The organism is Pedobacter sp. PF22-3 (assembly GCF_026239555.1).
In the GTDB taxonomy this organism is placed as follows: domain Bacteria; phylum Bacteroidota; class Bacteroidia; order Sphingobacteriales; family Sphingobacteriaceae; genus Pedobacter.
Window position 1 is genome coordinate 35,901 of record NZ_JAPIVP010000023.1, and the last position, 14,285, is coordinate 50,185.

Below are 14,285 nucleotides of genomic sequence, written 5' to 3' on the forward strand. Positions count from 1 at the left end.
TTAGAAAAGCAAGGCCTGCGGTGCTTCGGTTCCGCTAGCCCCGCCCTTTGCTTAATCCCGATAAATTAAACGATAATAAAAAAGATCATCTAAATCGGGATAACGCTGTCGGTCGGGTTTATTGAACTCAGGTTCACTTAACCAAAATAAAAATGGTTTGTGGAGACACGAACCATGGCTCCAGATCACCGCGATCAAATTAAGATAGGCCCTTACAGATACAAACCATGGCCAAAAAAAAATGCTCCGTGCCAATCCGCGTGTCCGTGGCAAAAATTTAAACAGGTTAATTTGTGGTGTCGGGTGTTACCACCTGACACAAAAAGCAATAATCAGCCAGTAAAAAGGCGATTCATTAAAGCAGCACTTAACTAATCAAGGTCAGTTATTCCTAATCATGCTCACGCTCGTTTCCAACGAGTGTGAAAATAACAAATCGTTTTTTAACGATTAACGCTATATTTTGCACAAAAGGTATAGTACGATTTCTATTTTTTAGAAAAGCAAGGTCCACGGTGCTTCGGTTCCGCCAGTCCCGCCCTTTGCTTAATCCCGGGAGATTAACCGCCAAATCAAATGATGCTTAAACCGGGATAACACTGCCGGTCGGGTTTAGTTAACCCAGGTTCACTTAACCAAAATAAAAATGGTTCGTGGAGACACGAACCATGGCTTGGATGATTCACCCAAGTATGCTATTTTAAATTACTAATATTTTTAGTAAATTTGTTTTATGGAAAATCTATTTTTGGTTTGTTTGATTCCGCCTGTTTCTATTGCAGAAGACATAAATGAGATCAGAACCTACATTTCAGATAAATTTAATGTGCATGAATCATTAAAGCGTCCGGCACACATTACCTTATATCCTCCGGTAAAAATTTCATCATTTGATGCAGAAAAGAGTTTTTTTAAAGCTTTAGCAGATGCCTCTTTCCATCAATCCTTTACGCAGATACTCCGAAATTTCAATTCATTCCCTGAACATACCTTTTACCTCGACGTTGAACAAAATGATGGATTAATGCACCTCGAAAAAAAGATAACCAAAGCATTACAACCTTTGAAACTGATCGAGAAAAAAGAAAAATTCAATCCACATTTAACCTTAGCCTTCAGAGATTTAAAACCTATTTTCAAACAGATTTGCGCCGAATTTAAAGACCGCAAATTTAAACGTGAATTTGTGGTTTCATCTTTCTCTGTTTATAAGCACGTGGATAAAAGATGGCAACCATATAGAGAATTTTCTTTTAAAGACCCTGATACAAAACCCAAAGCCTTAAGCCTTTTTGATTAATTAAAAAGGCATCCCGATACCAAAGTTGTATTGTATAAAACGATAGGTATCAGGTCCGTGAGTGGCATTATAATTATTTTTGAAATCCCGTGCCCCAGATAAAAACTTACTGATCACCCATTGATCCGATCCCACAAACTGAGGGTCTTTAAGCTTTAACCCCACATCAAACCTAAATACAAAATATTGCACGTCATATCTTAGTCCTACACCTGTTCCAACAGCTAGTTGTTGTGCTAATTTACTTAATCTAAATATGGTTTGTTCATCAAGTGTAGGATTGGAAACGAGAATTGATTCGCCTCTGCGCAGGTTCCATACATTGCCAATATCAACAAATGCTGCCCCTTTTAATGTTGCACCTAAAAACTTTTTGGCCACAGTAAAACGGTATTCAAAATTGGTTTCAATCCGCATGGTTCCGAGCTGGTCAAGCCCAAAAAATGCCCTCCTCAGGGTATCACTCCTTAAAATACCTCTATCATAGTTTCCAGGTCCTATGGTTCTTGCCTGCCAGGCCCTTATTCCGCTGGATCCACCAGCAAAAAACTGCTTTTCAAAGGGTATACCTGTCAATACTGAATTTCCGTATGCGTAAGCTACACCCGCATTTAAACGGGCAACAAACTGTTTCTCGCCCCCCAAATGTTTGTACCACCTCAGGTCGACTTCAGGGCGCATATATTGATTAAATGGCAAACCGAATATTCTCGCAGGATTATTGTTTGCAGGATCACCTTTTTTGCCGGTTAATGCGGATATCCCCTGCAACATATTACCCGCTATATCCATTCCAGCCCTTAAATAAACAAAAGACCGGTATTCATTTAATTTATTTGCATTTAAGGTATAAGTATACTTCATCCCCAGTGTTAAATCTTTACGGCCTAACAACGTGGAATAATAAAGGTTGTTCAATACGGTTTGCTGATCAACGTTAGGGTCTAAATAGCCAAAACGGTATTCGAAATTTAAAGGTGTAAAAGAGTGCAACTTAGATTTGGTTTCAAACCAATCGTAAGTAATGGAGTTGATAAAAATCCTCCTTACCGAAACATCTTTCTGTAGCGCATAAATGTAGCTTGATGCAAAAGTAGTGTGTGGCATGCCATTACCACCCAAAACCGGATTGTAGAAAGGAATCATCAACCTTGGAACGGTAATACTCGAACTGATTGAAAAATCACGCTGATAAATGTCGCTAAAGGGTTTAGCACCATTACCAATTCTTGATTGCAAACCACCTTTTACCTGAAGTTCAAATCTTTCGGCTCCTCTAAAAATATTGTTATTGGTATACGTATTTCCAATCGTAAAACCTACCGTACCGCCATTAAAAGGCACCTCTCCTTCCACGCGGTTACTCATCACCTTTTGTGGAATAAGCTGGATTACGGTGTTTATTTTGTTTGAGGTACTGTCTCTTCTGTAATAATCGATTTTTACATTTTTAAAAATATTGAGTTCATATAACCTATCGTAAGTAAGGTTTTCATTTCGGATATCATAAAGATCGCCCTCTTTCAGAAAATCATACCTTACAATGGGGTTTCTGCGGTAGCGTTTAGAAAAATCGGTGAATATGATACCGTTAACAGTGTCTTTATTGAGTTTATAACGTACCGAATCTGGAAAACCATCAGGATTAGGTGCGATGATCATATGGGTATATCCAATGTTGAACTGCTTATGTTCGCCATCATTGGGATTAGCTACATTCAGGTTTAGGTCTATTTTATTGGTTTTAGAAGTGGGCTCTGCACCATACACGTCGAAATTAACGTAGGGTCTTAAGAAATAGAAATAGCCATTTTCCTTCATAATGCGGTAAATCTGCTCCCTTTCATACGTTAAAGAATCTTCATCATACTGCATCCCGGTATGTAAATGGGTTACCGCAGCCTTATTCGATTGGTAAAGGTTTTTAATATTTTTATTTGGTATCGAATCAGAAAGCTTATCAATAAAATAAGCAGGACCAGGTTTTGCCGTGAATACAATTTCGGCCTTTTTATCTGCAACCTTTATCGCCGCTTTTACTTCGGCCCGGCGGTATCCCTTACTTTTTAAAAATTTCTGTATCTGTGTCCTGGAAATTTCAACCAATGTGCTATCCAAAATGGCTGGCGGTGTTCCAAACGGTTTAATATCACTGGTTTTATACCGGCCATCTTTGGTATTAAAAAAATTGTATAAAGGCACATTGATACTCAATTTCGATGCCGGCCTGATGTCTTTCTGCACATAGTTATAAGCCTGTTCTTCAAATTTAGCATCAACACTATCAATAGTTACCTTTTTCACTATCGATTGATAGTCTGCAATGTACTTAGTTGATGAGCAGGCCTGAATTAAAACAATAATAAATAGTAATATTGCAGTGCTTTTCAGTTTAATATTTATTGAGTTTTGGTATGCTTTCAAAATCACAGATTAGTTTTATAAAATCGTTACATCAAAAAAAATATCGTAAAGAACATGGTTTGTTTATTGTTGAAGGTATAAAATCCATACAAGAATTTTTTCAATCAAGTTACCAGTTCCACACTATATTTTATAACAGCGAGCAATATCATTTGTTACCCAAATTGCCTGCAAATATAAACTTATTTGAAGTAAAGAACGCCGAATTAGAGAAGATTAGTACGCTGCAAACACCACAGGGCTTTTTAGCGCTTGTTCATATCCCCAAAAACAGGGAATTGGCACCGGAAGAGTTAAAAAATCAGTTTACTTTGGTATTAGATGGCGTTCAGGATCCGGGTAATATGGGCACCATTATCCGTACGGCAGATTGGTTTGGTTTTAAAAATATCATCTGTTCTCCAGACTGTGTAGAAATATTCAATCCGAAAACGGTACAGGCCACCATGGGCTCTTTGGCAAGGATAAATATCCATGAAGCAGATTTACCCGTATTACTGGAGCATAATACCATTCCTGTATTTGGTGCATTATTAGATGGCGAATCTATTTACAAAACAAAATGGGGAACGGAAGGATTGGTAATATTAGGTAATGAAGGGAAGGGAATATCGGCAGAGGTGATCAAAAAAATAAATAAGCCGGTCACCATTCCGAGAGTTGGGCAAGCCGAATCGTTAAACGTAGCTGTAAGTGCTGCAATCTTTTGTGCTGAATTAGTGCGAGTTCGCAATTAAATTAGATATTTATTTAAATAATGTTTGCGCGCTAACTAATAATTGCTATTTTTGCAGCCTTGAATTTAAGGTCGAGTGGCCGAGTGGCTAGGCAGAGGTCTGCAAAACCTTCTACAGCGGTTCGAATCCGCTCTCGACCTCCATTTGTACAAATAAAATAATTAAAAGGTTATTACCATGGCAGTTACCAGATTAAAAAGAAAAGACAGAAGAAATAAAAATACAGCTCACCAAGAGGTAGCATTTTTAAAAAGAGCAACTAACATCGAGTTAGGAAGTCGCTCTGCACAACCTAAAAACGATCAATTAGCTAAAAACAATGCTGTTTTAGCTGCTTTGGCAAAATAGTTTTTAGAAATTTCTTCTTTAAGAATTTAAAGCATCCTTCTGATCAAAGGATGCTTTTTTTATGCGTAGTGTTTTTGATACTTATAATATTAATTGTAATTACAGGCCTCTTTTTTTATTCAATCGCATGCTGAACTTGTTTTACAAGTAGTGGTCGTATTTTCAATTGCCTTGTAGCTACTACGTGGTCAGCATCTTTCCTACAAGATAGACCCTGGAATAAATTACCTTCGGTGAACTCGCTTAAGGCTCGGTTTACTGCGTACCTTTCCGCTTCGCTACAGGTCAGGATGACGAGTACATTAAACCAGCTCTTTACAGATACTTTTAATCAATCCTGGTCCTTCGTAAATAAAACCAGTATATAACTGAATCAGACTGGCGCCTGCATCCAGTTTCTCTTGCGCATCTTTGGCTGAGTGTATACCACCTACCCCAATAATCGGGAAAGCTTTATTTGATTTTTCTGAAAGATAACGGATCACTTCAGTTGAGCGTTCTTTTACTGGTTTTCCACTCAATCCGCCGGTTTCGGCTTTTAAATGCTGCTCTGTAGCCAGGTTTTCCCTGCTAATGGTGGTATTGGTGGCAATAATGCCTGCAATTTTTGTTTCCGCAACAATTTCGATGATATCGTCTAGTTGTGCATCAGTTAAATCAGGTGCAATTTTTAACAAAATTGGGCGTGAAATATCATTTTTACGATTGCGCTCCTGCAGGGTATTCAGAATTTTCTTCAGCGGTTCTTTTTCTTGCAATTCGCGTAAGCCTGGAGTATTTGGTGAGCTTACATTTACCACAAAATAATCTACCACATCAAAAAGACGGTCGAAACATTTAATGTAATCGCTTACCGCATCTTCATTAGGCGTAGCCTTATTTTTACCGATATTTCCACCTACAACAATATCAGGATGTTTATCTTTTAGCAGACGCAAGCGTTCTGCCATCACATCTACACCCTTGTTGTTAAAGCCCATTCTGTTGATTAAGGCTTCATCGTTAGGTAAACGGAACATACGCGGTTTATCATTTCCGGGCTGAGGCATTGGTGTTACCGTACCTACTTCAATAAATCCAAAACCTAAATTACTGAGCGGCTCTACGTATTCGCCATTTTTATCAAACCCAGCGGCCAAACCAACAGGATTTCTGAATTTTATCCCAAAAACCTCGCGTTCCAAGCCTTTAATGTGCACATCAAAACTGCTACGGATAATGGTTTTACCTAGTGGAAAATTATCATTAAACCATTTTAGCCGCTTGACCACAAAATAATGTACGTTTTCAGGATCAAATTTGAAGAATATTGGTTTAATAAGGCGATACATGCCACGAAGATAAGAACTTAATGGGAAAAAGGAAAATGGGACAATTTTCAGTTATCAATTTTCAGTAACCAATTAACTAATGATTAATGAACCAATGAACAACTAAACTTCTCATCCATTTTCCTTTCCATCATTCTAATATGCTGCCGTAAACTGCTCCTGGTGGTGCGCATTATTTTCCAGCTCATCAGCAATTACAATCGCTAAATCTTCTACCGATAAAATAGAACGGCCTTCTTCATTAAAAACCGGACTTGTTTTACCTAAACGATATTTCCCGGTACGGCCAGTCGTAATGCCTGGATGCATCTCAATTGCCGGACTAAAAAATAACCAGTCTAATTCTTTCTCTTGTTTCAGCGTGTTAAAATAATCCCTTACTGCAGTTGCGCCTGGTTTGATTTCGGCAGGAAAATTTGGTCCATCTACAACCTGCTGACCATCAATCTGCAATGTACCCGCTCCACCAATAAAAATATAACGTTTAACACCAGATGCTTTTACTGCAGCCTGAATGGCGTTTGCGCCCTCTACAGTATCATTGTATAAATTAGGATTGGTCCACCCCGCGTTAAAAGCACTTACTACAGCGTCAGCGCCTGCTAAAACTGCTGCTAATTTTTCAGTATCCAAAACATCTACCGAAACCTTACTTACTTTTTCATCAGTGCTTCCAATCTTGTCGGTATCTCGCGCAATGGCAATCACATCATTTCCACGGCTTACCAGTTCGTTTAAAATCGCTTTGCCTACAAATCCAGAGGCGCCTATCAATGCTACTTTCATGTTATTTAATTTTTAATTTATGTATCTATTTAAATTGTAATGTTTTTTATTACAGTTATATGCAAAAAAAATTATTCAAATTTCGAAGCAAAATCTTCCAAAGTTTGTTTTGACAAATTTGTAATCAGCGCACGCTCTGCAGCGCTGTACAGACTATCTAAATGTTGATTGATCTGCCTGCCAATCGGACATTTAGGATTCGGTTCATTTTTATGCTGCCCCAATAACATATTACCGCTTCTAACCGACTGATAGACTTCGCCCAGATTGATATCTTTGGCATTTTTAGCCAGAAACGAACCTCCACCCTTACCTTCCTTACTCTCCACAAAACCATGTTTACGTAAATTCATGATTTCTTTGCGTATTAAAACAGGGTTAACATTAATACTTCCGGCCAGAAATGCTGAACTCACAACACTACCTTTCGCCTCATTTAATAAGGTTAAAATGTGTAAGGCAATCGGAAACCTGCTCGTGCTCATTCTGTAATTATTTTTATTACAGTACAAAAATAAGAAGGTTTTACTAAAATCAGAATTTATTTTACATTTTCTAATAAACCATTCGTTGCTACGTTCAGGAGACCGTTTTTCCTATTTGACTTTCCCCCTGAAAAAAGCCTTTAAATTTCGTACTTTTGCAGCCGAAATGATTTCAATAAATAATTTAACTTTCCTGATTGGCTCAAGGGCCTTATACGACGACGCAAACTGGCACATCAAACCTGGCGATAGAGCTGGTTTAATTGGCGCCAATGGCACAGGAAAATCAACACTTTTAAAAATAATTGTAGGCGAGTACGCACCGAGTTCGGGTACGGTTTCCATGTCTAAAGACCTGAAAATTGGCTACTTAAACCAGGATTTACTTTCTTACGATTCGCACCATAGCATTTTGCACGTGGCCATGGAAGCTTTTGAACGCCAAAACCAGTTGCATGATGAAATTGAGGAACTGCTTAAAAAAATCGAAACGGATTATAGTGAAGAGGTTTTATTTAAATTAAGCGATAAACAGCAAGAGTTTGAAGCTTTAGATGGTTACAACATCGAATATAGGGCAAATGAAATTCTGGCTGGTTTGGGTTTTAGTACGGCAGATCAGTTACGACCGTTAAATACCTTTTCAGGGGGCTGGCGGATGCGGGTAATGCTCGCTAAAATCTTGTTGCAAACTCCTGATATCTTATTGCTGGATGAGCCTACCAACCACATGGATTTACCTTCCATTAAATGGTTGGAAAACTATTTAATGGGCTTTGAAGGTGCCATTGTAATTGTATCTCACGATAGGTATTTCTTAGATAAGATTGTAAACCGTACGGTCGAATCGCGTAAGGGCAAGTTAACCGTATATGCAGGCAACTATAGCTTCTATGTGGAAGAAAAAGCCTTACGTGGCGAAATCCAAAAGGGTGAATTTAAAAATCAACAGGCCAAAATTAAACAGGAAGAACGTTTAATTGAGCGTTTTAAAGCAAAGGCGAGCAAGGCTAAAATGGCTCAATCGCGGATGAAAGCTTTAGACAAGATGGAGCGTATTGATGATGTTGATGATGATAACCCAACCGTAAATTTTGCTTTCAAATTCTCTAAACCATCAGGCAGGCACGTGGTGCGGATAGAGCATGCCAATAAGAGTTATCCAAATGTGCATATTTTAGACGATGCTGAGGGTGTAATTGAAAAAGGCGATAAAATTGCCTTGATCGGTGCCAACGGTAAGGGTAAATCTACTTTATTGAGAATGATTGCCGGAACTGAAAAATTTGAAGGTTTCTGCGAAACGGGTCATAATGTAACCACCACTTTCTTTGCGCAGCACCAATTAGAGTCGCTGCATTTAGAAAATTCTATTTTAGAAGAATTACAGGCATTCGCGCCAAAACATAGCGATACCGAATTACGGAGTATTTTAGGTTGTTTCCTTTTTACGGGCGATGATGTTTTCAAAAAGATCAAAGTGCTTTCCGGAGGAGAAAAATCGCGTGTGGCCCTGGCTAAATCTTTAACAACAGATTCTAACTTCCTGATCCTGGATGAGCCTACCAACCACCTGGATATCCAATCGGTAAACATCCTGATCCAAGCATTAGACCAATTTGAAGGTACTTTTATTGCCGTATCTCACGATAGGTATTTCTTAGACAATGTGGCCAACAAAATCTGGTTTATAGAAGGCGGAAAAATTAAACAATACCCTGGTACTTATGCCGAATATGAGGAATGGAATAGCAAAAGGGTAATTCCTGCACCTAAACCTATTCCGGTTAAAATGCCAGAAAAACCAAAAGAAGAACCAAAACCAATTACGCCCAATACGGCGAACCATTTGAAAAAGCTCAATGACGAACTGCAAAAAACAGAAAAATTGATTACCGAACTGGAGCAGAACGTTAAAAACATTGAAGCAGAACTGGCAGATGAAAATATTTACGCTAAAGCCGATAAATTAGCAGAAGCCAACAAACGTTATTTAGCAACTAAACAAGAGTTAGATAACAGCCAAAGTAAATGGGAAAGTTTAGCTGCTGAGATTATGGAGCTGGAGGGTTAGTTTTAATGTGCAGTCAGATGTTACCACCTGACTGTTAAGTGATCCTTAGAAAATCCAAAAAATAGAATTTGAATGCAAATTAAGATCAGTGTCAGATAGTAATATCTGACACCACGAGAAAAGCATATTAAGGCCACAGAAATGCTGTGGCCTTTTGTTGCCACGGAAGCGCAGAAACACAGAAGAAGGTTTTTGTTGTTAGAATCCACTAGCTCGGTCGTCATTGCGAGGAGGAACGACGAAGCAATCTTTCATGCTAGCAATTCTTGCTATGAATTTTTGTTCAATAATTTTTGCCACGGAGACACAGAAACACGGAGAATAATATTTCAGGCTATATCATACTGAGGCACGAAGCATCTGCAACTCAGGTGTGCAGCCTGATGTTACCATCTGGCTGATGCATTATATTTAATCGGAGAGTTGTCAACTTTCAGGCCACCTCACTATTCAAGTTGACAACTCTGAACAAATCAAACTTCCATGAAAAAGATTTCTCCGCTACGGTCGAGATGACGACCCAAGAGAAATACAAAACTCAGACAAAAAATCTTTCGTGTTAATACGCGCATCTGTGGTATATTGTCAAAAACCTGGTGATGGCGTGTCAGATAGTAATATCTAACACCACAGCTATCCTTGACAACCATCCAACAACTCCATTTTGTCCCTTCCCAATAAAACTTTACTTTTAGCCATGCAGAAAATATTATTTACGGTTTTATTTTTCATCTCTACTTTGGCTTTTGCGCAAAACGACAAAACCTTTACCAACGAGAATAAAATTTATCTTCCAAATATTAAAACTGTACTTTGCTATAACAGCAATAAAGAGCAAAGTTTACCTGTTATTATGCTCAATTCGTCAGAAACAATCACTTTTTCTTTCGATGACCTGCTGGCAGGCACCCAAAATTACTGGTATACCATCGAACATTGTACGGCAGAATGGGAGACTTCAAAAATTTCGAGCATTGATTATTTAGGGAGTTTTAACGACGACCGCATCATCAATTATCGCTATTCTTCTAACACCGCAAGAAAATACACCCATTACGAAATCAGCTTACCCAATACCCAAATCCAACCTAAAATTGGTGGAAACTATGTATTAAAAGTCTATTTAGATGGCGACAAAAACAAACCGGTTATTTCGCAGCGCTTCTACATCCTTGATAGTCAGGTTGCCGTAGCGGCAGAAGTAACCAATTCCATGCAGGTAGAAAACCGGAATTACAAACAGAAAATCAACTTTACTATTAATCACACCTTCCCCATTCCCAACCCCTACCAGGATATAAAAGCGGTAGTGATGCAGAATTTTAATGCCAATACCATCCAGGTGAATACCAAACCAGCCTTTGTACGGCCAAACCAATTGGTTTATAACGACCTCAATACGAACGATTTTTGGGGAGACAACGAATTTAGAAAATTTGATACGAGGAGTTTGCGCTACAAGGCAGATAACGTGAAGGATATTTATCGCGATAATCAATCCGTAAATGTGATACTTTTTCAGGATGCATCTAGAACAGTAGGTGCGTTTGCCAACCAGTACGATGAAAACGGAAACTTTTTTATCCGCAATACCGACGGGCGCGAAGATAAAACAGAAGCAGAGTATATGAGTGTTCTATTCACTTTAAATGCCCCGGCACCCAGCCCTAATGGCGATGCTTATGTTGTTGGCCGGTTTAACAATTTTACCATGAGCAATGAAAACAAACTGCTCTATGATGCCAACAGGAAACAATTTTATGGCAATGTGATCCTTAAACAAGGCCTCTATGACTATGAATATGCCTGGTACAATCAAGATACCAAGCTAATGGAAAGCAAACCTTTTGAGGGTGCATTCTTCCAGACCGAAAACAGCTACCAGATTTTCGTTTATTACCGTCGCCCTGGCGCACGTTGGGACACGCTCGTTGGTTTTACCAATTTAAGCAATAAAGTTTCAGACAGCAGGTAAGCAGTACCATTGCAAAATCAGAAGCTTAAATGACCTTACATCCCTTATATGGTAAAACCCTTTGCCTATGACGGTCTAATATAACCAGATACAAGTGGAATTTATTTAAAGATTCCTCACCGAATAGATCCAGAAATAATTTACCATTGACAGGCTCAAAAAAAGTCGTCATTGCGAGGAGGAACGACGAAGCAATCTATCATGCTAATGATCGTCGCTGAAAAGATTGCTTCGTCGGCTGAAAAAGCCTTCTCGCAATGACGATTTAACGCGAAGGTATATAGGTTGGATCTTACCCTCACCCATATTGATTTGTATAACATAAATTACCCATCAAGATGACTATAGCTTTAATTGTCAAATTGACCTTTATATAACAATACCTACCTTTATTGTTACATAAATTTTCTTTGTTTTAAATGTGGTTATTTACTTTAGTGTTTCAGAAAGTTACCAGATAAACACTAGAAGATCAAGCGTATCTAACCAAAAATTATGTTTAAAAAATTAATTGCCGTAGCGTTAATAATCTATCCCTGTGCGCAGATTTTAGCACAAACAACCAGCGAATCGTACACACAATCCATTAATGGAACCAAATTAAAATTCGATATGCAGGCCATACCAGCAGGCAAATTTAAAATGGGCAGTAAAACAGGAAAACCAGATGAGCAACCCGTTCATGAGGTTAAGCTTGATGCTTTCTGGATGGGAAAACACGAAGTAACCTGGGATATTTTTGAACCTTTCCTCTACCGTGATTATGAAAAACAAGCCAGTATAGGCGCTATTCCAGCTGAAGTAGATGCCGTTACCAGACCTACAAAACCCTATCTTGATATGACCTTTGGCATGGGTAAAGCCAACCAGCCAGCGGTGGCCATGACCCAATATAACGCCATCCAGTTTTGTAAATGGCTTTATATTCGTACCGGTATTTTTTATCGTTTGCCAACAGAAGCAGAATGGGAATATGCCTGTAAAGCCGGAACGGAAGGCAATTATTCTTTTGGTGATGATGCTGCTAAATTAGGCGATTATGCCTGGTATAAAGACAATAGCGACAACAAAACACACCAGGTGGGGCAAAAAAAACCAAACCCATGGGGATTATTTGATATGTATGGAAACGTGAGCGAATGGACCTATGACCAATATATCGTTGACTTTTACAATCAAAGCAAAGATAAAACCGCAGAAAACCCAGTGGCAATACCTGAAAAACTCTACCCAAATGTAGTTCGCGGCGGCTCGTATGATGAAACACCAAATAATTTAACCTCAACAGCCAGACTGGCTTCTGATCCGTCGTGGAAACAATTAGATCCACAGATTCCGAAAAGCAATTGGTGGTTTCCTGAAGCGCCTTTTGTAGGTATGCGCCTGGTACGCCCTGTAAAAACGCCATCAAAAGCAGATATAGATGCGTATTACAATAAGCAACCGATAAAAGACTTTTAAAAACACATCTCTAACCAAAATAAAAATTAAACACATGAAAAAACCAATTAACCAACAAGATCGTCGCGATTTTTTAAAAGCCACAGCCATGCTGGCCGGTGGGGCCATGCTCAGCAGTATTCCACTGGCCGGCGCATATGCGTCAGGATCAGACACCATTAAAATTGCCTTAATAGGCTGTGGCGATCGTGGTACCGGAGCGGCTTTCCAGGCATTGAGCACCAAATTCAATATTAAACTGGTTGCCATGGCCGATGCTTTTCAGGATCGCTTAGACAGCAGTTATCAATCGTTAAGTTCGAAATTTGCGGCAAAAATGGATGTTCCAAAAGAACGCCAGTTTGTAGGTTTTGATGCTTATTTAAAAGCCATTCCACTAGCTGATGTAGTTTTGTTAACTACGCCTCCAGGCTTCCGCCCTATCCATTTTGAAGAAGCGGTTAAACAGAATAAACAAATTTTCATGGAAAAACCTGTTGCTGTAGATGCACCGGGCATCAGAAAAGTATTGGCCGCAGCCGAAGAAGCGAAAAAGAAAAAATTAAATGTGGTAGTAGGTTTGCAGCGCCGCTACCAGACCAACTATCGCGAGTCGATGAAACGCATTAACGATGGTGCCATTGGCGATATCATGTCGGGCCAGGTGTATTGGAACAGCGGTGGCGTTTGGGTACGTCCGCGTACAGCAAACCAGACCGAAATGGAGTACCAAATGAGAAACTGGTATTATTTCAACTGGTTATGCGGCGATCATATTGTGGAGCAACACGTGCATAATATCGATATTGCCAACTGGATCAAAAACGGACATCCGGTTTCGGTACAGGGAACAGGTAGCCGTGCCTGGAGAACAGGAAAAGACTACGGAGAGATTTATGATAACCACTCTATCGAATTAACGTATGCCGATGGTGCGGTAATCAATAGCCAATGTCGCCATTTCGAAGGCATCAGTAACCGTGTGGATGAAACTTTTCAGGGTACCAAAGGCAAAATTTACCTTTCAGGCAGCAACCAGGCCATTATGAAAGATTACAGTGGCAAAGAACTCTATAACCACAACACCAAAGGTAACGCCAACCCCTACCAAACAGAGCATGATGAACTGTTCGATGCGGTTTCTAAGGGAGAATATAAATTCAGTAATGTAGACTATGCTGCAACAAGCACATTCTCGTCAATTATCGGTCGTTATGCTACTTACTCTGGCCAGACCATTAAATGGGATGAGGCTTTGGCTTCCAACATCAGTTTAATGCCAGAGCGTTTGGCATGGGATGCTAATCCGAAGTTAATGCCTGATGAAAAAGGACTATATCCTATCGCCATGCCCGGCCAAACCAAGGTGATCTAAAATTAAATTG

Annotated in this window: 11 protein-coding genes and 1 tRNA gene; 8 read left to right on the top strand and 4 right to left on the bottom strand. The window is 39.3% G+C overall.

The features are described 5' to 3' along the window. Positions 1-733: 733 nt before the first annotated feature. Positions 734-1,300 carry a 2'-5' RNA ligase family protein gene (locus OQX63_RS21655; protein ID WP_265852890.1) on the top strand — a complete coding sequence of 189 codons (567 nt, stop codon included), beginning with the start codon at positions 734-736 and terminating at the stop codon, positions 1,298-1,300. Here the strand turns inward: OQX63_RS21655 and OQX63_RS21660 are convergent, their stop codons facing one another. After that, on the bottom strand, positions 1,301-3,724 hold the full coding sequence (locus tag OQX63_RS21660) for a BamA/TamA family outer membrane protein (RefSeq protein WP_265852891.1): 2,424 nt from the start codon (positions 3,722-3,724) through the stop codon (positions 1,301-1,303). Here OQX63_RS21660 and OQX63_RS21665 point away from each other — a divergent pair. The 3 genes from OQX63_RS21665 to OQX63_RS21675 all read left to right on the top strand — a co-directional run bounded on the left by OQX63_RS21665 (position 3,715) and on the right by OQX63_RS21675 (position 4,809). Further along, on the top strand, positions 3,715-4,461 hold the full coding sequence (locus OQX63_RS21665) for a TrmH family RNA methyltransferase (protein ID WP_265852892.1): 747 nt from the start codon (positions 3,715-3,717) through the stop codon (positions 4,459-4,461). The two genes, OQX63_RS21660 and OQX63_RS21665, sit on opposite strands and share 10 nt — an antisense overlap. A gap of 69 nt (positions 4,462-4,530) precedes the next feature. Beyond that, positions 4,531-4,604 (top strand) — tRNA-Cys (locus OQX63_RS21670). Positions 4,605-4,638: 34 nt separating this feature from the next. Then, the gene (locus OQX63_RS21675) at positions 4,639-4,809 is read left to right on the top strand and encodes a hypothetical protein (protein ID WP_029275070.1); all 171 of its coding nucleotides are present in this window, start codon (positions 4,639-4,641) and stop codon (positions 4,807-4,809) included. A gap of 302 nt (positions 4,810-5,111) precedes the next feature. Here OQX63_RS21675 and OQX63_RS21680 read toward each other — a convergent pair whose 3' ends face one another. From OQX63_RS21680 to OQX63_RS21690, 3 genes are all read right to left on the bottom strand, one after another. Beyond that, positions 5,112-6,140, bottom strand: a complete 1,029-nt coding sequence (locus OQX63_RS21680) for a quinone-dependent dihydroorotate dehydrogenase (RefSeq protein ID WP_265852893.1) — start codon at positions 6,138-6,140, stop codon at positions 5,112-5,114. Positions 6,141-6,275: 135 nt separating this feature from the next. Beyond that, the gene (locus OQX63_RS21685; RefSeq protein WP_265852894.1) at positions 6,276-6,926 is read right to left on the bottom strand and encodes an NAD(P)-dependent oxidoreductase; all 651 of its coding nucleotides are present in this window, start codon (positions 6,924-6,926) and stop codon (positions 6,276-6,278) included. A 71-nt stretch (positions 6,927-6,997) separates the two neighbouring features. Beyond that, positions 6,998-7,411: an Rrf2 family transcriptional regulator gene (locus OQX63_RS21690; protein WP_265852895.1), complete on the bottom strand. Its 414-nt coding sequence runs from the start codon at positions 7,409-7,411 to the stop codon at positions 6,998-7,000. Between the two features lie 166 nt (positions 7,412-7,577). Between OQX63_RS21690 and OQX63_RS21695 the strand changes: the two genes are divergently transcribed. From OQX63_RS21695 to OQX63_RS21710, 4 genes are all read left to right on the top strand, one after another. After that, entirely contained in the window at positions 7,578-9,485 is a 1,908-nt protein-coding gene (locus OQX63_RS21695) for an ABC-F family ATP-binding cassette domain-containing protein (RefSeq protein WP_265852896.1), read from the top strand. 697 nt (positions 9,486-10,182) lie between these two features. Next, positions 10,183-11,460, top strand: a complete 1,278-nt coding sequence (locus OQX63_RS21700; protein ID WP_265852897.1) for a DUF5103 domain-containing protein — start codon at positions 10,183-10,185, stop codon at positions 11,458-11,460. 495 nt (positions 11,461-11,955) lie between these two features. Continuing rightward, positions 11,956-12,921 (top strand): formylglycine-generating enzyme family protein, encoded by a 966-nt coding sequence (locus OQX63_RS21705; RefSeq protein ID WP_265852898.1) that lies wholly within the window; start codon positions 11,956-11,958, stop codon positions 12,919-12,921. Positions 12,922-12,955: 34 nt separating this feature from the next. Further along, a complete protein-coding gene (locus OQX63_RS21710) occupies positions 12,956-14,275 on the top strand; it encodes a Gfo/Idh/MocA family oxidoreductase (RefSeq protein WP_265852899.1) in 1,320 nt (439 codons plus the stop codon). Positions 14,276-14,285: the final 10 nt, after the last annotated feature.

Bases quoted from the DNA above. Each gene is read 5' to 3' on its own strand.
- OQX63_RS21655 (WP_265852890.1), top strand. From the start codon at position 734: ATGGAAAATCTATTTTTGGTTTGTTTGATTCCGCCTGTTTCTATTGCA.
- OQX63_RS21685 (WP_265852894.1), bottom strand. From the start codon at position 6,926: ATGAAAGTAGCATTGATAGGCGCCTCTGGATTTGTAGGCAAAGCGATT.
- OQX63_RS21680 (WP_265852893.1), bottom strand. From the start codon at position 6,140: ATGTATCGCCTTATTAAACCAATATTCTTCAAATTTGATCCTGAAAAC.
- OQX63_RS21700 (WP_265852897.1), top strand. From the start codon at position 10,183: ATGCAGAAAATATTATTTACGGTTTTATTTTTCATCTCTACTTTGGCT.
- OQX63_RS21690 (WP_265852895.1), bottom strand. From the start codon at position 7,411: ATGAGCACGAGCAGGTTTCCGATTGCCTTACACATTTTAACCTTATTA.
- OQX63_RS21705 (WP_265852898.1), top strand. From the start codon at position 11,956: ATGTTTAAAAAATTAATTGCCGTAGCGTTAATAATCTATCCCTGTGCG.
- OQX63_RS21665 (WP_265852892.1), top strand. From the start codon at position 3,715: ATGCTTTCAAAATCACAGATTAGTTTTATAAAATCGTTACATCAAAAA.
- OQX63_RS21675 (WP_029275070.1), top strand. From the start codon at position 4,639: ATGGCAGTTACCAGATTAAAAAGAAAAGACAGAAGAAATAAAAATACA.
- OQX63_RS21695 (WP_265852896.1), top strand. From the start codon at position 7,578: ATGATTTCAATAAATAATTTAACTTTCCTGATTGGCTCAAGGGCCTTA.
- OQX63_RS21710 (WP_265852899.1), top strand. From the start codon at position 12,956: ATGAAAAAACCAATTAACCAACAAGATCGTCGCGATTTTTTAAAAGCC.